This window comes from Moorena sp. SIO4E2, assembly GCF_010671945.1.
GTDB classification, from domain to species: Bacteria; Cyanobacteriota; Cyanobacteriia; order Cyanobacteriales; family Coleofasciculaceae; genus Moorena; species Moorena producens.
Genome location: NZ_JAAHIE010000016.1, coordinates 1 through 21,716, shown reverse-complemented (window position 1 = coordinate 21,716; position 21,716 = coordinate 1). Strand labels below are relative to the sequence as shown.

Genomic DNA, 21,716 nt, shown 5'->3' with positions numbered 1-21,716 from the left:
TTGAAAATCAATGTGGGCAATTTTAAGCGGAATTGAAGGAAATATCGCAGCTTACGAAGCAGTGTTGGCAGATATCAAACGCCAGCGCGTTAAGGTGGAAGCATTGTATATTCTGGGCGATATCGTAGCAGCTAACCAAGATAGCGAACAAGTAATTAAACGAATTCAGAATCCTTTACCTGGAGAATTAGAACCCCAAGTATGCTTCGGCTGGTGGGAAGAACAATGCTTTGCTTTACACGGTTTGGGTTCGACAGCAGAACCGACAGAATTAATCGAGCGCTTTGGTAAAGAAACCGCTAAACTTCTTTGGGATTCGGTATCTCGCGAAACCGTACAGTGGTTACGCAACTGTCATTTTGGCTTCTTTGAATTAGATTGTTTGTTAATTCACGGTAGCACTGTTAGCGTCAGCGATGAGTTAACCCCCGAAACCTTACCCTGGCAAATGCTAGACCGCTTGCAAAGAGTCCAGGCAAATCATCTCTTTTGTGGTCGTTCGGGTCAAGTATTTGAATATCAACTACAAAGAGGTTCAGTAAATAGTTCGGTGATGACTTTAGATCGCCAGCAACCCGTGCAAACTATTACTGCACCCAAAAGAAGAGTTGTTGGTGTAGGAAATGTAGGCAAAGAACTAGGAAAGGCTATTTATACGCTTTATAGTCCAAACAGCGATTTTCTGGAGTTTAAAACAGTTTTTTATGGCAATAAAAAGGGATCTGGTAATTAGTTTCAGGTTACTAAAGGTATGGCTAAGTGCAAAAACAGGTAGTCGGAGACAACTTTCTGGAAAATGAGATGATAATTGCTATAGTAAAAAATATTATTGCTGAATCGGTGACGGCTTAGAAGCTACCTTGATTTGGAATTTTGAAATCAGCAATGAGAGCAACCAAGGCATGTGACGCTTGATCAGGACAATCAGCTTGCCGTAGTTTGTTATTACCTGTTCCCGTTGTCGTCGGGAAATAGCTTTAACAATTTGTTTGGCAGTTTGATCAGCAGAAATCAGAAGCCTGGGGGAAATAGGATCCTCCCAGTCTGAATGCCAAATTCCCTGATTGTCTAGCTGACGAATTTCAGTAGCAACGTACCCTGGACAAATGTGTGTGACCGACACCCCATCGGGAGCCAACTCTTGAGACAACGACTCACACAAAGCCCGCATCGCAAATTTGCTCATACTATAGGGAGAATCGCCACTCAAGGCAACGTAACTTTTTACGCTACTAATGATGACCAGTCTTCCTTTAGTTTTCTTGAGGTCATCTAAGGTGGCGTAGATGGTACTCAGTACCCCAAAAACATTGGTTTCCCAAAGACGTCGATAGTCATTCACCCTGAGGTTTTCGACATTACCCTTCAAAGAGGTGCAACTATTAGCCAGATATCTTACTAAGCCTTAGCAAACTTTACTAAAGTTAAGTATACTAGATTTAGTAAGGTTCACGGTCAATGAAAAAATATGTCACTCCAAAAGAGGCAGCCGAGCACCTCGGAGTCTCGATCTCAACTCTTAGGCGGTGGGACAAAGAGGGGNACACCTTTCCCTGGAGTAATCAACCTCAGTTTCCGTAGCGTCGGCCGTTCCCGTAGCGTGCGCCCATGGGCAATGGGCAATGTCAAAAATTGGCAGCTTTTGAAGATAATACAGGAGACTGAAAGGCAGTAAATCATCAGAAGCATTCAGCCAGCTTAGTAGGAGTATAAACAAGGATTGGTGGATTCTTTCGCCAATTTTTTCGAAAAATTCCTGAAAAATCAATTATCATGAATCGAAGCTCCTGAATCGAAGCTCCTGACTCCTGAATCGGAGGATAGTTGGTTATGTCGAATTAATCAAGCTTTAGGGAATTCTCATAAAACATCTTCCTAGCTTCATTAAGCTGGTCTTCATTTAAATTTCATGGTTATGACAGCAGGGAACCAGCGAACCAGGGGAGCAGGGGAGAGGGTTTGAGTTTTTTTTTCCTAACTGAATAATATCCAATTTAAATGCCCAACAGCTGAAAACAAAATCTAGGATTGGAAAAGGGCTACGCCCAACAGCGTTCGCCCTATAGACTTCCCGAGAATTATCTTCTAGAAAGCACCTCGCTTTCAAAATCTTCTCGTGTAGAAAATATTTCAAAAACTCTGTCCATGCTGGTCAGTTCAAATAACATTTTGATTTGCTCATTAACTGAGCAGATAGACATGGTGCTCCCAGCAGCACGAACAGTTTTAAGAGCAAGTACCAACGCTCCCAAACCAGAACTATCCATAAAAGTAACATCTTGAAAATCAATCAAAATAATATCTCCTCCAGCTTGCACCAGCTGATTAACCTCTTCACGAAAACTGGCAGCTTTTGTACCATCTAGAATGCCGGAGGGTTGAACTACTTTAAGAGTACTACTCATATACCAAGTTAAGCTAGTTACAAACATATACTGACTTTGCTAGTATAGCCGTGACAATTCATTTCAGCCAGACTTTGTTTGCAGAATAGGTATTGAGCTGACCCACGCCCTACCCTACTACTACAGCACTAATCGCTTCTTTCAGGATTAGCCTCACCGATAAAGAGCATAGTAAACTTGAATTTGGGATGAATTTGGGGGCTAATAACGGGGGCTTATAACGGGGGCTAATAACGAAAAGCAAGATTTGAACCCATCTACCCTTAGTGCTATCCGTGGTGTCCGCTCGGGTCTTCACGGTTCCATCCCCTAAGCCCACTCCCCCAAGAACTCCCAATATACACTAGAATTCCCTTGACAGAGCCCCAAACTATCCTGAAACCATGTCCAATTCAAATCCCATTCCAGTAGTAGTAAACGGTGCCGCCGGAAAAATGGGTCGAGAGGTGATTAAGGCTGTATCTGTTGCCCAAGACATAACCCTAATCGGTGCCATTGATACCAATCCTAAGTATCTAGGTCAAGACGCCGGAGAAGTTGCCGGGTGCGAACCAGTTGAAATTCCCATTCTCAATGACCTGCAAGCCAATCTAGTTCTGGCTACCCAAGAAAAAACCCAAGGGGTGATGGTAGACTTTACCCACCCTGACAGCATATACGACAACATCCGAACTGCGATCGCATACGGTGTCCGGCCTGTAGTTGGCACCACTGGTCTGAGTCCCGACCAAATCAAAGACCTCTCGGAATTTGCTGAAAAAGCCAGCACTGGCTGCCTAATTATCCCCAACTTCTCCATTGGTATGGCATTACTGCAACAAGCAGCTGTGCAAGCCTCCCAATACTTTGACCACGTAGAAATCATCGAACTCCATCACAACCAAAAAGCCGACGCTCCCAGCGGTACTGCCATTCAAACCGCCCAACGCATGGCTGGAGCAGGTAAAACCTATAATCCGGCAATGGTAGAAGAAACCGAAAAACTAAAAGGTGCGAGGGGAAGCATTGCAGAAGACAACATTCGGATTCATAGCGTGCGTTTACCTGGCTTAATTGCTCACCAAGAAGTCATCTTCGGTGCCCCTGGTCAAATCTACACCCTACGTCACGACACCAGCGACCGTTCCTGCTATATGCCAGGAGTACTGCTCGCGATTCGCAAAGTTACCCAGCTCAAGGGTCTACTATATGGGTTAGAGAAAATTTTGTGACCAGTTATTGGTTATTGGTTATTGGTCATTAGTCATTAGTCATTAGTCATTCGTGATTTGTCAAAATTGAGATCAATCACAACAAATCTAAAAACTAAATACTAAATACTAAGTAACTAAAGACTAAGGACTAAGAACTAAGTACAAAACCCATGCTAATTCCCATCACTCGCGAGAAGTTTGAACAAATCGTTCCCGTCCTAGCTACAGGACTCCAGTATCGCTACTACTGGGGTAAGTTTCGAGATTTTTTAAGGCGACTGTTAATTTCTCTAATCGCAGTCGTTGTGATTTTAATTTTAGCTTTGATTCTTGGTTCAGGTTTTGCTCCCTTCCGCGTGTTATTCGAGATCACTGCAGGGCTTTACTGGTTGTGGGGTCCTGTATATTGGGCAAGTATGCGGAACCTGAAGCTGCGCCGATATGCCTATAGCGGATTCTGGCAGGGTCGAATCGAGGATGTATTTGTGACGGAGGAGTTGATTGGTACAGAAGAACAAGTCAATCAGCAGGGTGAGTTGGTAATTGTGGAACACCGGGAGAGACGGTTAAATCTAGAAGTGGAAGATGAAACTGGATTTATGAGTCAGCTGCAAGTTCCCCTACAACGCCTCCACAAAAATATTTCACCTGGACAAATTGCTCAGATGTTGGTCATGTCCAATCAGCCTGACTTAGGCAAGATTGCCCAGACCAGTGATATTTATATTCCTAGCTTAGACATTTGGGTAAATGACTATCCTTACCTGCAACGAGATGTCTTTGTCCAAGTTAGTCGTAAATTGAGGGATGAAGAGCGCTCTTATTCGAGACAACGTCCCCGTAGTTCTAGGCGTCGAAGGTCTTATTAAGGATTAACGGTGTGCGGCTCGTTCGTGCCTAGGATCCTCTAGTTTCTAGAGGGGTAGTGGGATTCGTTGGCTAGAAACCATACCCTACACCCCACACCTAGTAAGGCTAACAAGGCTGCTTATCACCCCGTCAGATAAATGCTATTTGACATCTCCCCCGGTTAAAATACGGGGGATTCTACAGCGATGCAGCGCGGTCTTGGGGGTTTCCCCCATGAGCGACTGCATCAAGAAAGGTTGTTACGAGGCGGGTTAAAACCGCGCCTCTTCACTTCTTGTTCGGTCTAAACCGATATGAGAGTGTCAAACTCCCCTACCCACCTTGGTCAGAATTTAATCTAACTGTGTGGTTACTTTTCGCCATCAATTGCCTAGCCATTTTAAGTTATACCTCTTTTTTTGACGGTTTCCATCTTTTGGGTTTTTCACCATTTTTTTTGAGAGGTTAGTGGACAGTAGGCAAAAGTATCACAAAGCTTGGCCATTGCCTCAAGTAATTTGCTATACTTTAACTATGTTCTTAGTGCCACGATCTTGTGTCAATTAAATAAATTTCCCGAAAACCAAGGGTTTTGTAGTGACATTGGATCTGGTTTACGCACTTTCATGGCGCACGAGGAATATTTCTTCGTGAAGCGCGGAGATACCCCCTGGCGCTCGTAATCAGCTGGCATTGGCGGGCTAAGGTCTACCTTGGTAGATTTTGGTAGCTAAAAAGTATCGGCTATCGTCGTCAAGGTAAAACGCTTTACTGGTATACGACTTATTATAACTTATTCGCGCGCAGACACTGCGGGGTTTACCCCGTCGTGTCTGTTTAATCCTCCCTTTAGAAAAGGGAGGCTCTCACATTCCCGGATGTTTTGGTAGACTTGGGTTCAGAACCAGACACCACAGGAGCGCTAGAATTCAAATCCAACTCTGGATGGTCTTCTGCGACTTGCTGCAAATTCCACTGATTCTTAAACAATAGCACTGGACGTCCCCAATTATCTTTGACTGTCACGGTATTAAACAAACGCCCAGCCTTTTCCAAGGCTTCCCAGCCACCGGCTACCCAACGAGCCACACTATAGGGCAACATATCCAACCTGGTCTCTACGCCATACTCATTTCTGAGGCGAAACTGCACTACTTCAAATTGCAACTGTCCCACTGCTGCCAGAATTGGGTCCCGCTTCGACTCATCAACGGAATACATAATTTGCACAGCCCCTTCTTCCCGCAACTCCTTCACCCCTTTCTGGAACTGCTTAAACTTAGAGGGATTAGGATTCTTCAAATAAGCAAACAACTCTGGGGAAAAGCAAGGAATCCCTTCATACTCCAACTTCTTACCGTTGTAAATCGTATCCCCAATAGCAAACACCCCTGGATTATTCAAACCAATCACATCCCCGGCATAGGCAACATCAATGGATTCTCGGTCTTGAGCAAACAGCTTTTGGGGTCTTGACAAACGGACGGTTTTACCAGTGCGAGCATGGCTGACAGTCATATCCTTTTCAAACTTACCCGTACACACCCGCACAAAGGCCACCCTATCCCGGTGCTTGGGGTCCATATTCGCTTGCAGCTTGAACACAAACCCACTAAAGTCTGGATAAGTGGGAGGAATCTCGCCCACTGTGGATTTCCGACTTTCTGGTTTCATGGCATAGTCTAAAAAAGCATCCAGAAACAGCTGCACCCCAAAATTAGTCATGGCACTGCCAAAGAACACAGGGGTCATTTGACCAGAATGAATCAGCTCTAAATCCAGCTCTGGACCAACACCATCGATAATTTCCAACTCTTCCTTTAGTTGATAATATAAGTCTTGTTCTAGCAGCTGTTCAATCTGGGGGTCTCCCAAATTAACTACCGTATTCTTCGCCTCCCGGGAGCCGTGAGCGATGCGTTCAAACAAGTGGATTTGTTGTTCTCGACGGTCAAAAACTCCTTTAAAACGATCGCCCATGCCAATCGGCCAGTTGACCCCATAGGTTTGTAACCCTAGTTCCTGCTCAATCTCATCGAGGAGTTCTAGGGGTTCTCGTGCGGGACGGTCAAGCTTATTGACAAAGGTAAATATAGGAAGCGATCGCATTTTGCACACTTCAAACAATTTGCGGGTTTGGGGCTCTAGACCCTTTGCCGCATCAATCAGCATCACCGCATTATCAGCTGCTGCCAGAGTGCGATAGGTATCCTCACTGAAATCTTGGTGTCCGGGTGTGTCGAGTAAATTAATCTGACAGTCCTCATAGGCAAACTGCAACACCGTCGAGGTAATCGAAATTCCCCGTTGTTGCTCCATTTCCATCCAGTCCGAGGTGGCCTTGCGCTGAGCTCGCCGTGCCTTCACTGCTCCGGCTTCATGAATTGCTCCACCATAGAGTAACAATTTTTCTGTCAATGTGGTTTTACCCGCGTCCGGGTGGGAAATAATCGCAAAGTTACGGCGGTGTTCAACAGCGTTGAGCAATTCTGCTTCAAGTTCAGTGGACATCCAAAAAGACTAGATAGGGGACTTTCGTTTAATTCTGACATAATTCTCTATATATTATAGCGTTTCTGATAGTAATGACCTACACAGGTTTGTTTCCCTATTCCCTACTTCCTACCTGAGAGGGGTATATTTTTTACATCCGGGTCAAACCTGGTACTTCACCTCAGGATATAAACCGGAAAACAACGAATCAATGATAATTTTTAACGACCAATAGGTATATTTATCTATGCCCCACACGACCCACCCGGTCACCCCACACTCACGTCTTTCTTAAAGACCTACCCAGCCAGCCAATTTTCCTATTCCTGTTTTTCCATTTATTGTTACCATAATTCTGCTATAACTCTAATAACTACTAACGAATCAATGGCGTGTTTTCATCACTAATTTTGGACGGAATTCACGACCTATAGTATACGAATATAAACGCTAAAATACTGGTAAGTTAAAATCAAATATATTATCGAAATCAAGGAGCTAAGCTATGGTGTATGACCAGAGAAATAACATCGACTATGAACCAGACAAACGCAAGCTGTTATCAGCATTATGTCACGGAGCAATTTTCATTAGTGCTTCATTTATCTCCGTGTTAATTCCCCTGGCTATCTTGTTAATATCCGATGATCAAGTAGTCCAAGAGAATGCTAAAGAGTCCCTTAATTTTCACTTTAATGTATGGTTATACGGGATAATTTTTGGGGCTTTGACTTTTCTCCTAATTGGTTGGCTTTTCCTGCCTCTGTTATTTCTGTTCAGTTGGGTACTACCGATTATGGCAATTCTCAAGATTCTTGGGGATCCCAATGTATCCTACCGCTACCCATTTATTTTCCGTGTGATTTAAACTAGCGCTATGGTTTGTGGGAATCCTGTTGGGGTGACTGGCTATGGGGTGAGCGGGTGTGGGGTGTGGGAAAACTGAAGAAAATCCTGGGATCGAGGGGTGAAATGTAACGAAATGCAAAGTATAATTAAAACAACACCCCTAAGCGAAAAATTTACAGTATTACCATCACATGCGAGTTGCGATCGCTGGAGCCGGACTAGCAGGGCTTTCCTGTGCTAAATATCTAATAGACGCTGGTCACACCCCGATTGTCCTAGAACGTCGAAATGTTTTAGGCGGTAAAGTGGCAGCCTGGAAAGATCAAGATGGAGACTGGTATGAAACTGGTCTCCATATATTTTTTGGTGCCTATCCCAATATGCTGCAGCTAATTAAAGAACTGGGTATTGAAGACCGGTTGCAGTGGAAAGAGCACACCATGATCTTTAATCAGCCAAATCAACCTGGAACTTACTCCCGGTTTGACTTCCCAGATATACCAGCTCCGGTCAATGGGATTGTGGCAATTCTGCGCAATAACGACATGCTTACCTGGCCCGAGAAGATTCGCTTTGGGATAGGGTTGATTCCGGCAATGCTTCAAGGGCAAAAGTATGTGGAAGCAATGGACAAATACTCCTTCTCCGAATGGCTGAAAAAACAGAACGTACCACCGCGAGTAGAGAAGGAAGTCTTCATCGCCATGTCTAAGGCACTAAACTTTATTGGGCCTGATGAAATTTCGTCTACTATAATTTTGACTGCTCTTAACCGCTTCCTACAGGAAAAGAACGGTTCCAAGATGGCATTCTTGGATGGTTCTCCCACCGAGCGACTATGTCAACCAATAGTTGATTATATCACACAGCGGGATGGAGAAGTACGTTTGAATGCCCCAGTTAAAGAATTTTTACTCAATTCAGACAACACTGTCAGTGGGTTCTTGATCCGGGGATTGAATGGAGCGCCCGATCAAGTTCTCACAGCGGATGCTTATGTATCAGCTATGCCGGTAGACCCTTTAAAGCTGATGATCCCCAAACCTTGGGGTGAAATGGAATTTTTCAAACAGCTGGATGGGCTAGAGGGGGTACCGGTAATTAACCTGCAGATGTGGTTTGACCGCAAGCTGACGGATATTGACCATCTGTTATTTTCCCGATCACCCCTGCTTAGTGTCTATGCTGACATGAGCAATACCTGCAAAGAGTACGCTAATCCCGACCGCTCAATGTTGGAATTGGTCTTAGCGCCTGCTAAAGATTGGATTGGCAAATCCGATCTCGAAATTGTTAATGCCACCCTAGCAGAACTGGAGAAACTGTTTCCCAAGCATTTTGGTACTGATAACTCAGCTCAACTGCTAAAATACCACGTGGTTAAGACTCCCCGTTCGGTATACAAAGCAACACCAGGACGCCAGAACCACCGTCCGTCCCAAGAAACACCCATTGCCAATTTCTTCCTAAGCGGGGATTACACCATGCAACGTTACCTAGCAAGTATGGAAGGAGCCGTACTTTCTGGTAAGCTGACATCGCAGGCAATAAATAACAACAGCACTAGGCTTTCACAAACCAGCGCTCAACCACTAGCCGGCAATCAGAAACCAGAGATTGACACCCCGTTAGTCTCTTCACCCATGCCAAGGGCGAGTACTGAGGGCTGAAGGATGAAAGTTGAAAGCTTCCAATCTCCAACGTTGCTAAGAATGCTCCAACTGCCCAAATCTCAGCCCATGAGAAACCTGGCCTCCCGGTCAAAATCCTACGAATTATGCCGCCAGATTACTGCGAAGTACTCTAAGACGTTTTATCTTGGCACCTTACTAATGCCAGAAGCCAAACGTCGAGCCATCTGGGCAATATACGTCTGGTGCAGACGAACTGATGAACTAGTTGATGGTCCCCAGGCGGCTTTAACCACCCCTGAAACCCTAGAACACTGGGAAGAACATCTGCAATCTATTTTTGCGGGACATCCCATCGATGACTATGATGTGGCTTTGGTCGATACCCTAGAACGGTTTCCCATAGATATTCAACCCTTTCGGGATATGATTGCCGGTCAGCAGATGGATCTCTACCGTAGTCGCTATGAAACCTTTGATGAACTGAATCTTTACTGTTATCGGGTGGCGGGTACGGTGGGGTTAATGTCTAGTGCTGTACTGGGGGTTGACAACTCCACTAGTAAAGCACCCTGGGATCAGCAAACAAACTCCTATAATCCGGTGGGAGAAGCGATCGCATTAGGTATTGCCAATCAGCTAACTAACATCCTCCGAGATATTGGAGAGGATGCTAGACGAGGTCGTATTTACATACCCTTAGAAGATTTGGAACGGTTTGATTACACCGAGGACGATTTGTTCAAAGGTGTGGTTGATGACCGTTGGCAGGAACTGATGCGTTTCCAAATTCAACGGGCAAGGGATTACTATACCAAAGCAGAAAGAGGTATTAGAGCCCTAAGCCGTGACGCCCGTTGGCCGGTTTGGTCTGCGTTGATGCTCTATCAGAAAATTCTCAATGTGATTGAACACAATCATTACGATGTATTTAGCCAAAGAGCCTATGTACCCAAACTCCCTAAGATGTTATCCTTACCCATAGCCTGGCTGAGGGCACAAGTTCTATAGCATGCGCTATGGCAAATCCTTAATGGAAAATCTGTCAAAAAATCCCCATCCTAAATATCGATGGGTTTTTTTTTCCATTGACCATGGGCGGCAAAAAGCTGGGATACAAAAGGAAAATACTATCGATTCTATTTAATTGTGCTACAGATGCTTGGGATTTCAAAAGGAGAAGGGGGAAGGGGAAAAGGAATATATTTATAACCCTTTAAGCTTTCCCCTTTGGCGGCGCTGCATCGATTATAGCGGTTTCTAATTAGGGCAGGTGGCAAAGCGCTATAAGTCTATTAACTCAGATGTACTTCAGCAGTGGAAGCGCTATATATAATTTCTGAACTATGGTCGAACTTCCGAAGGGTTGGATTACATTAGCTCAAAGCTGAAGGCTGACGATGGATAAAGGTATCGATACGTCGTATAATCAGCAAGTCCAACCACTTTTGTCATATAGTAAGGAGATGTTCATGTTTGAACTGGATGTTGTTTATTTGGAATCCGAATACGCCCACAAAAGTCCTCAGGAAATATTGAAACTGGCTCTTGACAAATTTGACAACATCGCTATCTCTTTCAGTGGTGCGGAGGATGTGGTTCTTGTGGATATGGCATCCAAGATTAAGCCAGATGTGAAAGTGTTCTCCCTCGACACGGGTCGCTTGCACTCCGAGACTTACCAACTACTTGAGAAAGTCAGACAACACTATGGAATTCCACTAGAGGTGATTTTACCGGACGCTGATGCAGTGGAAGCACTGGTTAAACAAAAGGGGTTGTTCAGTTTCTACCAGGATGGTCACAAAGAGTGCTGTGGTATTCGTAAAGTGGCTCCGTTGCGTCGCCAACTGGCTAAGCTGGATGCTTGGATTACGGGTCAGCGAAAGGATCAGAGTCCTAGTACTCGTGCTAATATCCCTGTTGTCCAGGTAGACCAGGCGTTCTCGACCCAAGAACGAACCCTGATTAAATTTAACCCCCTAGCTAACTGGAGTTCTGAACAGGTGTGGAAATACATCCGCACTAATGATGTGCCTTACAATCAATTGCACGCTAAAGGTTTCGTTAGCATTGGCTGCGAACCCTGTACCCGCCCAACTCTTCCCAATCAGCATGAACGGCAAGGTCGCTGGTGGTGGGAAGGGCAGAAAGAAAAAGAGTGTGGCTTACACAACACTACAGAACAGGTAATGACGAACAGGGAACAACAAACAGTAAGGGTTTGAGCAACCCTCACGGAAATTAACAGACTAGGTAAAAAATTTCAGTTCAGGTACTTAAGCGTTGCGGCACAATCAATAAGTTGCGCTTGAAATCCTAATTTTTAGGTAGAAGTGGGGAGTGGCTTGTGATATTTTCTTTATTACGCTTTTGAAAAACAACTCAGTATTGAATACTACAGAATGAAAATCACTTTAGTTAAAAAAATCAACAAGGACGGTAATTTTTGTCGCAAGTGCGTCAATGTGGTAGAAAAACTTGAAAAAAAAGGACTGATGGGTCGCATAGACCAGATTGTCGTTGCTGATGAGCGTCAGCCATCTAGCGAGGGACTAAATTTAGCTGTAAAGCACGGGGTAGAAGCAGCCCCTTTCTTCATTGTTGATCATGAGGACGGTTCGACCCAAGTCTATAGCACTTATGTTCGTTTCTTCAAAGAAATCTTGAATCAGAAGACTTCTGAAAGGGAAGAGGTATCGGAGATCATGGATCGATACCCTGAACTAGATTTCATCTAAAAAACTGATTGCTGTAATCGTAACACTGGGGTGATCAGGTGATGTTAGCGTAGCTCGACGAAGTCCGGTGATGGAAATATATCGGTTCTCGATTGGTTCTCGGTTAATTACCAAAGCGCCATGCTATAGTCGCAGCTCGCTGACAATTCAACCAAAAAAGACCATGTAAGGAAACAACCAGGAGATTGATCATGAAAAAAGTTGTAGTTTTAGGCGGTGACGGATTTTGTGGTTGGCCCACAGCTCTCCATCTATCTGATACTGGTCATGACATTGTAATTGTTGATAACTTGTCACGACGCAACATTGATAATGAGTTGGAAGTGACTTCTTTAACTCCTTACCAGCCCATGTCCACTCGTTTGAAGACATGGCGTGAGGTTTCTGGCAAACAAATCCAGTTCTATAACTTCAATGTCGCGAAAGACTATGATCGCTTACTCAATCTATTGCTAACCTATCAACCGGATGTGGTGATTCATTTTGCCGAACAGCGGGCTGCACCTTATTCGATGAAGTCATCTAGCCATAAGCGCTACACGGTAGATAATAACTTGAATGCGACCAATAATCTCCTAGCTGCGATTGTGGAGTCGGGTTTGGATATACATGTGGTTCATTTAGGAACCATGGGAGTCTATGGTTATGGTACTGCTGGAATGAAGATTCCGGAAGGGTATTTAGATATCCAGGTGACTACGGATGAGGGGAAAATGATACAGCAGCAGATCTTGTATCCAGCCAATCCGGGCAGTATCTATCACATGACCAAAACTCAGGACCAGCTGTTTTTCTCTTACTACAACAAGAATGATGGGGTCCGCATCACTGACCTGCATCAGGGGATTGTTTGGGGAACTCAGACCAAGCAGACAAAGCTGGATGAACGGCTAATTAATCGCTTTGATTACGATGGAGACTATGGTACAGTCCTAAATCGGTTCCTGATGCAGTCAGCGATTGGTCATCCGTTGACGGTACATGGAACAGGGGGTCAAACCAGGGCATTTATCCATATTCAAGATACGGTGCGGTGTATAGAGTTAGCGATCGCAAATCCTCCGGCTTCTGGGGACAGGGTGAAAATCCTGAATCAGATGACCGAAACCCATCGGGTCCGAGATTTGGCACAGATTGTGTCTGATATCACTGGGGCGGAAATTGCCTATCTAGAGAACCCGAGAAACGAATCAGCGGAAAATGAACTGGCTGTGGAGAATAAATGTTTCTTGGAAATGGGTTTGAAACCAACCACCTTGGTTAAGGGTCTGATGCAAGAGGTAATCGAGATTGCTGCTAAATATGTCGATCGTTGCGATCGCTCGAAGATTATCTGTACATCACTGTGGCGGCAGAAGGGCAATGGGGTGAGTATGGCTGACGAAACTCCTGCTCAAACCACATCCGACAAAACGGCGGTGGGTGTAGGTGCCAGTTAAGAATTAGGTAGCGCGTAAGTGGGAGCACATCTTACCTTGAGCGGTCAGCTTTTTATGGTCAGTCTGGTTCTGTTGGCCTTGTAACTAATAGCTGATGACAAGGACAGCATGGGCGTAGCACCATTACTGACTGCTCAACGTATCTGAAACTCTGGCAATTTTAATAAGTTCATCAGTAGTCAAAGGTGTTGCTACCCTAAAACTAGTTGATCCCATTCTCTGTTATGTATCAAACTGACCCCCCTCGTCCGGCCAAGGAAACCCTACCGACGATGTATGATCTCCCTAGTGAAGATCCAGAGGAACCAGGTTTGCCAGACGAGTTTCACGATTTTCAACCTCAGCTATTACGGGAGACTTTCTGCCCACCGAGTTACCCAAGGGATCAGATCTTTGTGGGGACTGACTTGAATCTGTACTATGATGTTCGTCATCCTCAATGGTACAAGCGACCGGATTGGTTTGGAGTAGTTGGGGTGTCTCGGTTTTATGAACAGCGAGACTTACGGTTGAGTTATGTGATGTGGCAGGAAGGGGTCAGTCCATTTATCGTAGTGGAGTTGCTCTCTCCAACTACGGAATCAGAAGATTTAGGGCAAACCCTACGGGAGATTGATCAACCGCCAAGTAAGTGGGAGGTTTATGAACGTATCCTTCGTATTCCTTATTATGTGGTGTTTAGCCGATACACCAATGAGTTAAGAATTTTTGAGTTGAAAGGCTTCAACTATCAACAGGTAAGATTGGAAAACGAAAGATTTTGGCTGCCAGAATTAGGGCTGGGTCTAGGAGTATGGTCTGGGTCATACCAAGAGGTGAATGGTCGATGGTTACGCTGGTATGATGAATTGGGGAACTGGATTCCCACAGGCTCTGAACAGGCTCAACAGGCTCAGGATCAGTTGCAGCAGACTAAGCAACAGTTGCAGCAAGCTCAGCAACAAAAGGAGTTGGTTCAGCAGCAGTTGCAGGAGGCTGAACAAGAAGCTCAACTCGAACGCCAGGAAAAGGAATTGGCTCAACAGCAGGCAGCGAGATTAGCAGAACGTCTGCGACAGCTGGGGATTGACCCAGGAGAGGTGTAAAAGGTGCCGTTGGCAGCAGAATAGAAAAGCCGATGCTCGGTACGATCCGCTACTTGAGGTGCATATAGCAATAGCCGTCTCATACCAAATCCTGTTCCCAAACCCCCCTTATCTGCATAGCCATAGATTCGTGGCATACAAAGATTTGGTCGATTTTTATAAAAGGGTTTTGACAAACGGATTTGATATAAGTCCACTTATACGCTTAGTTCAGTTCTGGAGTATTTAGTTTAAATATTCTAATTATACGTCCAGCGTTGTTTTTTGTCCATTTGCTCTCGCAACGCCCTATAGCGACGTAAGGAGTTTAGCGGTGGGAGGATGTCAATCATGGTTTACCACTGCCTCACTAATATTGTTTGTTAGAAAGCTAGCTTTTTTTTTATATAATGATTATAATTGTCATAAAGTATCTATTCGAGATTGTCTGCTGGTGAACAAAACTAACGATCGTTTTGAAGTTGTAATTGTGGGGGCTGGGGCTGCTGGAATTGGCTGTGGAGTAGTCTTAAAAGATTTAGGAATTGAAAACTTTGTCATTGTAGAACGACATCAAGTAGGGGCTTCTTTTAGGCGTTGGGCTGAAGAAATGCGATTCATTACGCCGTCGTTTCCCAGTCATGGTTTTGGATTGCTGGATCTCAACGCAGTAGTTTTAAATACTTCTCCTGCCCTCAGTTTCAGAAAGGAACATCTTTCGGGGAAAGAATACGCTCTATATCTAGAGACTGTAGCAGAGCATTTTCAACTACCTATAAAAACCGAGACAAATGTGAAAACTATGGCAGCTTTACCTCAAGGCAAAGGCTTTGTCTTGGAAACTTCTAAAGGCGAGTTGCGTTCACGCAGTGCCTCAGCTTCGCTGAGATCGCAGTTTGTGATTTGGGCAGCAGGAGAGTTTCAATATCCCAATCTTAATCCTTTTCCAGGGGCGGAATTATGTATACATAATTCCCAAATACGTTCTTGGACAGAGCTTAAGGGGAAAGAATTTGTAGTTGTGGGAGGCTATGAAAGCGGTGTAGATGCAGCGTCAAATTTGGCAGAATTAGGGAAAAAAGTAAAGTTAATCGATCGCCAGAGTAGCTGGTCAAACTTAGACTCAGATCCTAGTGTTTCTCTGTCTCCTTATAGTCTAAAACGTTTAGAAATAGCTTATTCTATGGGTCGGGTCGAACTAATTGGAGAACAGCACATTGAAGCAGTCAAAGCAGTAAAAAAAGGATATGTGGTGGAGAGCGAGTACGAACAGTGGTTTAGTTCTACACCGCCAATTCTCTGTACGGGGTTTGATAGCAGTTTAAAACAAATCGCACCTCTATTTGACTGGTCAAATGGCTATGCAGCCCTGACTCAAGAAGATGAGTCTACCCTAACTCCAGGATTATTTGTCGTCGGTCCTTCGGTGCGTCACGGCGATATAATTTTTTGCTTTATTTACAAATTTCGGCAGCGATTTGCTGTAGTCGGTAATGCGATCGCTCAACGTCTGGGAATCGATCCAACTCCATTGGAAGCCTATCGCCGAGAAGGTTTGTTCTTAGATGACCTTTCTTGCTGTAATAACGATTGTGTTTGTTAAAAAGTCAGCGGTGGTTATTGGTAAAGAGAGTACGGGCAAGTCCCAACTAATTGCGGCTCTTACAGGACAGACTCCCTATAGTGCCAATTTTCGCGGTTCTACAGTGACTTGTGACACTTATCAATCTGAAGCCTATACCTTTATCGATACCCCTGGAATTCTCTATCGTTCCGATAGTGTAACTACTAAGAAAGCTTTAAGACAGCTACAAGAAAATGACACCGTGCTATTGGTAGTCAAGGCAACCGACGTAGATCGAGATTTAGCAGATCTACTACCTTTAGTAGCAGATAAAAGGGGCATTGTGGTGATTACTTTCTGGGATAAGGTATTCTCGACGGTTCATAACGGACATCTCACGGGTCTGGGGCAACCCCAGACCCCGTGTCCTCCTCAACAAGTGATTAGGGAATGGACGGAAACTTCTAACCTGAGCATTGTCACTGTAGATGCCCGCCACATTACTACAGAACAAAAAGACCATATTTTGGCTTCTCTGCAAGAACCTAATCCTTTTCCCGCCCAATGGATTCCTACAAGGGCTGGCTGGTATATAGAACCCCACCCAACACTGTTAGAACATCCTCGACTGGGCAGTTTATTGGCGATCGCTTTATTACTTATTCCTGCCATTATTGCTGTCTGGGGTGCTAACTCCTTTGCGACTTTAGCAGATCCTATAGTCCAAAGTGCGATCGCTCCTGTTATTAAACCTTTATCCCAACTCCCAATCTGGTTAAGAGAAATACTGATAGGTCAGTATGGACTGATAACTATGAGTCCGTTGCTGTTTATTTGGGCGATGCCCACAGTAATTCTCTATGCCCTATTCTTGGGCGCATATAAAGCTAGTGGGTTAATAGAACGAATTACCATTGCTCTCAATCCTTTACTCCGTCCGTTTGGGTTATCGGGACGGGATTTAGTACGAGTAATTATGGGTATGGGGTGTAATGTTCCTGCGGTGATTAGTACCCGTGCCTGTTCTAGTTGTTCTAGGGGAACTTGTATTTCCGCGATCGCTTTTGGTTCGGCTTGTTCTTATCAGTTTGGCGCAACTTTAGGGGTGTTTAGTGCTGCTAAGTTACCTTACTTGATAATTCCTTACCTGCTGTATCTAACCGCAACCACCTTGATATATACCTACATCATTTCTTCCCCTACAGCTAAATCGAATCAGAATCCCCTAGTAATCGAAGGAAGAGCATTTTTAGAATTTCCTCATTCGTCAGTAATTTGGCGCGAAGCTAAGTCAACTATTAATCAATTTTTGTTCAATGCAATTCCCATATTTTTAGTTATTACCGTTATTGCTTCTGTGTTGAATTGGTTAGGAACAATCGCAGTTTTAGCCAATATTATTAACCCTTTGATGGGATGGTTTAATTTACCCCCTGAAGCCTCATTGCCTATTGTTTTAGCTTCTATTCGCAAAGATGGACTGCTATTATTTGCCGAACCAGAAACCTTGGCTATGTTAACTCCATTGCAGGTTTTGACTGGGGTGTATCTAGCAGGAGTATTGCTACCTTGTTTAGTTACTCTGTTAACTATTACGCGAGAACAGTCTCTTCGATTTGCCTTATTGCTGTTAAGTAGACAGGCGATCGCTGCGATATTTTTTTCTCTATTACTTGCTTGGGGAGGATTATTAATCAAGTAATAATTAATACTAAATCCTGTCCCATACCCCCCTTATTCAAACAGCTATAGATTCATCGAATAATAAGGATTTGGTTTATTTTTTGTAAAGGGGGTATGGCAAGCGGATTTGGTATTAGTCATTGGCCTGATATCAAGTTCGCTATTCCCTTAACTATCAATTATTATCTGAAGTATTGTTTATTTGAACATTCCTGTGACTAGTACCATTGTTGCTAGTACCATTGTGGCTAGTACCATTGTGACTATTACCATAGGATTGTCTAGCCATCCACTTAGTCAATTCCTGAGATAGCTGAGTTAGGGACTCAATTAATTGGTGTGAAACGTCTACAGGAAANACGTTCATCACCGCCAATTCCTGACGGGTTCGCAGATTGGGTGCAGCATACATAGCTGGTGTAATGCCTGTACAAGGTTCAGTAAAAATCTCAACTGGTGAGGTACAGGATTTAACCCCATGGTCGATCGCCATCAAGCTACCATCAGCATTTGCCCCTAAACGAATCGTTTGTTCCGTTTCAGACCGGTGTCCGGCGTTGGCGGTCATTTGCCGACGGCTGAGAACAACTTTCAGGGGACGTTGCAGTTGACGGGCAGCTGCTGCACCAAGAATGGCATGGGGACAAGGGAAGGCTTTAGAACCAAAACCCCCACCAATAAAAGGTGTGATAATACGGACTTTTTCCGGGGGAAGTCCAAACAGCTCTGCATAGGTACGCTGACTACCGATTACCCACTGGGATGGTTCGTAGACAGTCAGGGTGTCTGGATCTTGCCAGTGAGCAATGATAGCATGGGGTTCCATCGGTGCGTGTAGTTCGCTGGAAGTTGTGTAAGTAGCTGTAATCTCGGCTCCTACACCTGCCATGGCACTGGCAAAGTCCCCAGCAGCAAAATTCCCCTTCTCAAACGTCATCTGTTGCCCAAGCATGGGTGGAGCTTCGTTAAAGGTGGCTTTGCTGGTTTCTAGAATTGGTTCTTGGGTGACGTATTCTACCTTAACTAAATGGGCAGCGTGACGTGCCCGTTCAAAGGTATCTGCGACTACCAAACCAACAATTTGCCCTGCGTAGTAAATTTGGTCATCTGATAAGGGTAGTCGTGCCTCGTAGATTTTTGAGGTTAAAAAATCGTTAGCTGGTTTAGATACGGTCGGCGGGTTTTTATGAGTGAAAACCGCAATTACCCCTGGTGCTGTTGCTGCTGCTTGGGTATCAATACTTTTAATCTGCCCATGAGCAATGTTAGCAGTCACCAGATAACCATGAACTAAACCAGGAATTTGATGTTCAGCAGCGTAGGTTGCTGTCCCTGTAACCTTTGCTCGTCCATCCTTGCGGTTAATATTAGTACCAGTTACTTGATTCATGCTACCCCTCCTCCTTGAGCAGAAACCATGAGGGCGCGACGAATCGCCCGCTTTGCCAGTTCAACTTTATAACCGTTGTGAGTTAAAGGTTTGGCTAAGTCCAAGGCAATTTCTGCAGCCTCGGTAAATGTTGCTACATCCGCAGACTTACCAATCAAAAACTCTTCTGCTGCTGTTGCTCGCCAAGGCTTGTGTGCTACCCCACCCATTGCCAAGCGTGCAGCTTGGATTTGCTCCCCTTGCAAGTTTACCGCCGCCGCCACAGAAATTAAAGCAAAGGAATAGGAAGCGCGATCGCGTATTTTCAAATAAACCCCAGATTTCCCAAAGGATAAGCTCGGCAGAATCACAGCCGTAATTAACTCCCCTGGTTCTAAATTGGTGTCTTGCTCGGGTGTATTTCCTGGTAGACGGTGGAAATCTGTAAAAGGTATTTGCCTTTGCCCTTGGGCACTTGCTACTTCCACCACCGCATCCAATGCAGCTAGGGCAACACACATATCTGACGGGTGGACTGCTACACACTGCTCGCTGGCCCCAAGGATGGCGTGACTACGGTTAATTCCCGTAATTGCGGGGCAGCCTGTCCCTGGTTGCCGTTTATTACAAGCAAAGGCGGTATCGTAATAATAGGGACAACGGGTACGTTGCAGCAGGTTTCCCCCCACTGTAGCCATGTTGCGAATTTGCTGAGATGCGCCAGATAGAATTGCCCTAGCTAACATGGGATAGTTGCGGCGAATATCACTATTGTCTGCCACTGCTGTATTACTAACTAGCGCTCCCAGACGCAGACTACCATCAGCCATCGGTTCAATGTTCTGCATCTGTAACCGAGAGATATCAATCAGTTGCGATGGCTGATCTAAGAATACTTTCAGACGGTCAACTAAATTCGTTCCACCAGCAATAAACATCGAGTTTTGGTCAGCAACTGCCTGGTTTACCGCATCTAACCAGGAGGTGGCACGGGTATAGGTGAAGTTATTCATGATGCTTACTGATCCCCAGATTCACTAACCATAACCGCTGCCACAGGAGAAGGTGGTTTTTGTCCAATTACCTGCTGTACGGCTGCCACAATACCATTGTAAGCACTGCATCGGCAGAGATTCCCACTCAGTCGTTCCTTAATTTCCGCCTCGGAGAGTTCAGCTAGTTGCGGAGGACTATGCAAATCTGGTGTCACCGCGCTAACACAACCCCGTTTAACTTCCTCCAAAAGAGCCACAGAAGCGCAAATTTGCCCTGGGGTACAATAGCCGCATTGGAAGCCATCATTGTCAATAAATGCCTCCTGCACCGGATGGAGAGTATCCCCTGTTGCCAAGCCTTCAATGGTGACAATTTCTTTTCCCTCCTGCATTACAGCCAACGCGAGACAGGAATAAACTCGCTGACCCTCAATTAAAACAGTGCAAGCTCCACATTGTCCATGATCGCACCCCTTTTTACTCCCGACTAATCCCAAATATTCACGTAGGGCATCTAAGAGTGTTACACGGGGTTCAATGGTGAGGGTGTGCTGTTCACCATTAATGGTAAGAGTCACATTCATCTAGGCTTCGCCTCCTTGTAAACTTTCTCTGGCCAATTACGGGGTGGAATTTCCCTTCCTTTGTAAAATTGCCGCTCCAACTTACCCAAAGCCAACCAAACTCCCCCACTAATTAAAACAGCTACAGTCAAAATAATAACAGTAACAATAGATACCTCAGGGTGGATAAATACCAGTAACGGAAGCAATACCCAAACCAGTGCAGTCCCTACAGCTAATCCCAGCCTTAACCGTTGCAAGTTCGCTAAAGCCCCACGACAACTCGCGCATTTTTGCGTGTGGGAATGATACCTTTCTAATAGAACTTCCTTAGGTAGTGATGGTGGTAGAGTTTTTCCTGGAAATGGGTCGATACTATAATGATTCACCCAAAAACGCAACTGGAATACAAATAGGTCGGCTTTAGTTGGCAAATAAAACGCTTTATTAAAATTACCACTACCCCCTTGTTGTTCGAGATATCTTTCTTGGTAATGCCAGAAAATCTGATCATCTTCCAAAACATTATTTTGCCCAATATGGGAATACCACCGAGGAGTTAGTTTCAGAAATAACCCTAGTAATTTGGAGGAAAACTTAAAAGGAAAGCGGGCAAATAGCCGACACTCTCCCTTGCGAATGGGAGTTGCGTACACAACTGTTAGTGTCCTGCCAAACTGCTTGGAGGTGAGGTCATGCCACATCAGTCCAGGAGCAATAAAGGTCGTATCCTGTCGTCCTAGGGTTCCTTTACGGGGACCTTCTGCCCAAACCCCTTTAAATCCCCACTTCCCGGATTCTACAACCTCCAATTCCACAGGAGATACATTAGCGCGGTTACCGACACTGCGGTGGTGGGTGTAAGGAATATGACTGGG

The 21,716-nt window shown here is 44.8% G+C and carries 18 protein-coding genes and 2 pseudogenes; 13 read left to right on the top strand and 7 right to left on the bottom strand.

The window, feature by feature from the left end; all coding sequences use genetic code 11:
• Window positions 1-10: 10 nt before the first annotated feature.
• Entirely contained in the window at window positions 11-733 is a 723-nt protein-coding gene (locus F6K37_RS03265; protein ID WP_008177499.1) for a metallophosphoesterase family protein, read from the top strand.
• A 93-nt stretch (window positions 734-826) separates the two neighbouring features.
• On the opposite strand, the gene F6K37_RS03260 is transcribed toward F6K37_RS03265, so the two are convergent.
• Window positions 827-1,390, bottom strand: a complete 564-nt coding sequence (locus F6K37_RS03260) for an SDR family NAD(P)-dependent oxidoreductase (RefSeq protein ID WP_081431876.1) — start codon at window positions 1,388-1,390, stop codon at window positions 827-829.
• Between the two features lie 68 nt (window positions 1,391-1,458).
• On the opposite strand from F6K37_RS03260, the gene F6K37_RS03255 reads away from it, so the two are divergent.
• Window positions 1,459-1,581: a MerR family DNA-binding transcriptional regulator gene (locus F6K37_RS03255; protein WP_287248112.1), complete on the top strand. Its 123-nt coding sequence runs from the start codon at window positions 1,459-1,461 to the stop codon at window positions 1,579-1,581.
• A 497-nt stretch (window positions 1,582-2,078) separates the two neighbouring features.
• On the opposite strand, the gene F6K37_RS03250 is transcribed toward F6K37_RS03255, so the two are convergent.
• On the bottom strand, window positions 2,079-2,405 hold the full coding sequence (locus tag F6K37_RS03250; RefSeq protein ID WP_044493677.1) for an STAS domain-containing protein: 327 nt from the start codon (window positions 2,403-2,405) through the stop codon (window positions 2,079-2,081).
• 383 nt (window positions 2,406-2,788) lie between these two features.
• Here F6K37_RS03250 and dapB point away from each other — a divergent pair, with 383 nt between their 5' ends.
• Window positions 2,789-3,616, top strand: coding sequence for a 4-hydroxy-tetrahydrodipicolinate reductase (gene dapB, locus F6K37_RS03245; RefSeq protein ID WP_008185885.1), 828 nt, complete (start codon window positions 2,789-2,791; stop codon window positions 3,614-3,616).
• A gap of 152 nt (window positions 3,617-3,768) precedes the next feature.
• Entirely contained in the window at window positions 3,769-4,467 is a 699-nt protein-coding gene (locus tag F6K37_RS03240) for a DUF8619 family protein (RefSeq protein WP_008185887.1), read from the top strand.
• 829 nt (window positions 4,468-5,296) lie between these two features.
• On the opposite strand, the gene prfC is transcribed toward F6K37_RS03240, so the two are convergent.
• Complete coding sequence (gene prfC, locus F6K37_RS03235) at window positions 5,297-6,958, bottom strand: peptide chain release factor 3 (RefSeq protein ID WP_287248109.1); 1,662 nt, start codon at window positions 6,956-6,958, stop codon at window positions 5,297-5,299.
• A gap of 487 nt (window positions 6,959-7,445) precedes the next feature.
• Here prfC and F6K37_RS03230 point away from each other — a divergent pair, with 487 nt between their 5' ends.
• From F6K37_RS03230 to F6K37_RS03190, 9 genes are all read left to right on the top strand, one after another.
• Window positions 7,446-7,808, top strand: a complete 363-nt coding sequence (locus tag F6K37_RS03230; RefSeq protein ID WP_287248107.1) for a DUF4870 domain-containing protein — start codon at window positions 7,446-7,448, stop codon at window positions 7,806-7,808.
• A gap of 172 nt (window positions 7,809-7,980) precedes the next feature.
• Window positions 7,981-9,459, top strand: a complete 1,479-nt coding sequence (gene pds / locus F6K37_RS03225; protein WP_008185893.1) for a 15-cis-phytoene desaturase — start codon at window positions 7,981-7,983, stop codon at window positions 9,457-9,459.
• Between the two features lie 42 nt (window positions 9,460-9,501).
• On the top strand, window positions 9,502-10,431 hold the full coding sequence (gene crtB / locus F6K37_RS03220; protein WP_287248252.1) for a 15-cis-phytoene synthase CrtB: 930 nt from the start codon (window positions 9,502-9,504) through the stop codon (window positions 10,429-10,431).
• A 461-nt stretch (window positions 10,432-10,892) separates the two neighbouring features.
• The gene (locus tag F6K37_RS03215; protein ID WP_353737290.1) at window positions 10,893-11,648 is read left to right on the top strand and encodes a phosphoadenylyl-sulfate reductase; all 756 of its coding nucleotides are present in this window, start codon (window positions 10,893-10,895) and stop codon (window positions 11,646-11,648) included.
• A gap of 177 nt (window positions 11,649-11,825) precedes the next feature.
• Window positions 11,826-12,161: a hypothetical protein gene (locus tag F6K37_RS03210; protein ID WP_287248102.1), complete on the top strand. Its 336-nt coding sequence runs from the start codon at window positions 11,826-11,828 to the stop codon at window positions 12,159-12,161.
• Window positions 12,162-12,352: 191 nt separating this feature from the next.
• Window positions 12,353-13,600, top strand: coding sequence for an NAD-dependent epimerase/dehydratase family protein (locus F6K37_RS03205; protein ID WP_287248100.1), 1,248 nt, complete (start codon window positions 12,353-12,355; stop codon window positions 13,598-13,600).
• Between the two features lie 224 nt (window positions 13,601-13,824).
• A complete protein-coding gene (locus F6K37_RS03200; RefSeq protein ID WP_287248099.1) occupies window positions 13,825-14,685 on the top strand; it encodes a Uma2 family endonuclease in 861 nt (286 codons plus the stop codon).
• A 433-nt stretch (window positions 14,686-15,118) separates the two neighbouring features.
• Window positions 15,119-16,267, top strand: coding sequence for an NAD(P)/FAD-dependent oxidoreductase (locus F6K37_RS03195; protein ID WP_044493687.1), 1,149 nt, complete (start codon window positions 15,119-15,121; stop codon window positions 16,265-16,267).
• The gene (locus F6K37_RS03190) at window positions 16,230-17,930 is read left to right on the top strand and encodes a nucleoside recognition domain-containing protein (protein ID WP_008185910.1); all 1,701 of its coding nucleotides are present in this window, start codon (window positions 16,230-16,232) and stop codon (window positions 17,928-17,930) included. The genes F6K37_RS03195 and F6K37_RS03190 overlap by 38 nt, the downstream gene beginning before the upstream one ends.
• A 342-nt stretch (window positions 17,931-18,272) precedes the next feature.
• Here F6K37_RS03190 and F6K37_RS03185 read toward each other — a convergent pair.
• From F6K37_RS03185 to F6K37_RS03170, 4 genes and pseudogenes are all read right to left on the bottom strand, one after another.
• Window positions 18,273-19,301, bottom strand: a pseudogene (locus tag F6K37_RS03185) (xanthine dehydrogenase family protein molybdopterin-binding subunit); the annotation flags it as partial.
• Window positions 19,298-20,293, bottom strand: coding sequence for an FAD binding domain-containing protein (locus F6K37_RS03180; protein WP_287248094.1), 996 nt, complete (start codon window positions 20,291-20,293; stop codon window positions 19,298-19,300). The pseudogene F6K37_RS03185 and the gene F6K37_RS03180, both read right to left, overlap by 4 nt.
• A gap of 5 nt (window positions 20,294-20,298) precedes the next feature.
• Window positions 20,299-20,859 (bottom strand): 2Fe-2S iron-sulfur cluster-binding protein, encoded by a 561-nt coding sequence (locus F6K37_RS03175; protein WP_287248092.1) that lies wholly within the window; start codon window positions 20,857-20,859, stop codon window positions 20,299-20,301.
• Window positions 20,856-21,716: pseudogene (locus F6K37_RS03170) on the bottom strand (Rieske 2Fe-2S domain-containing protein); the annotation flags it as partial. The pseudogene F6K37_RS03170 and the gene F6K37_RS03175, both read right to left, overlap by 4 nt.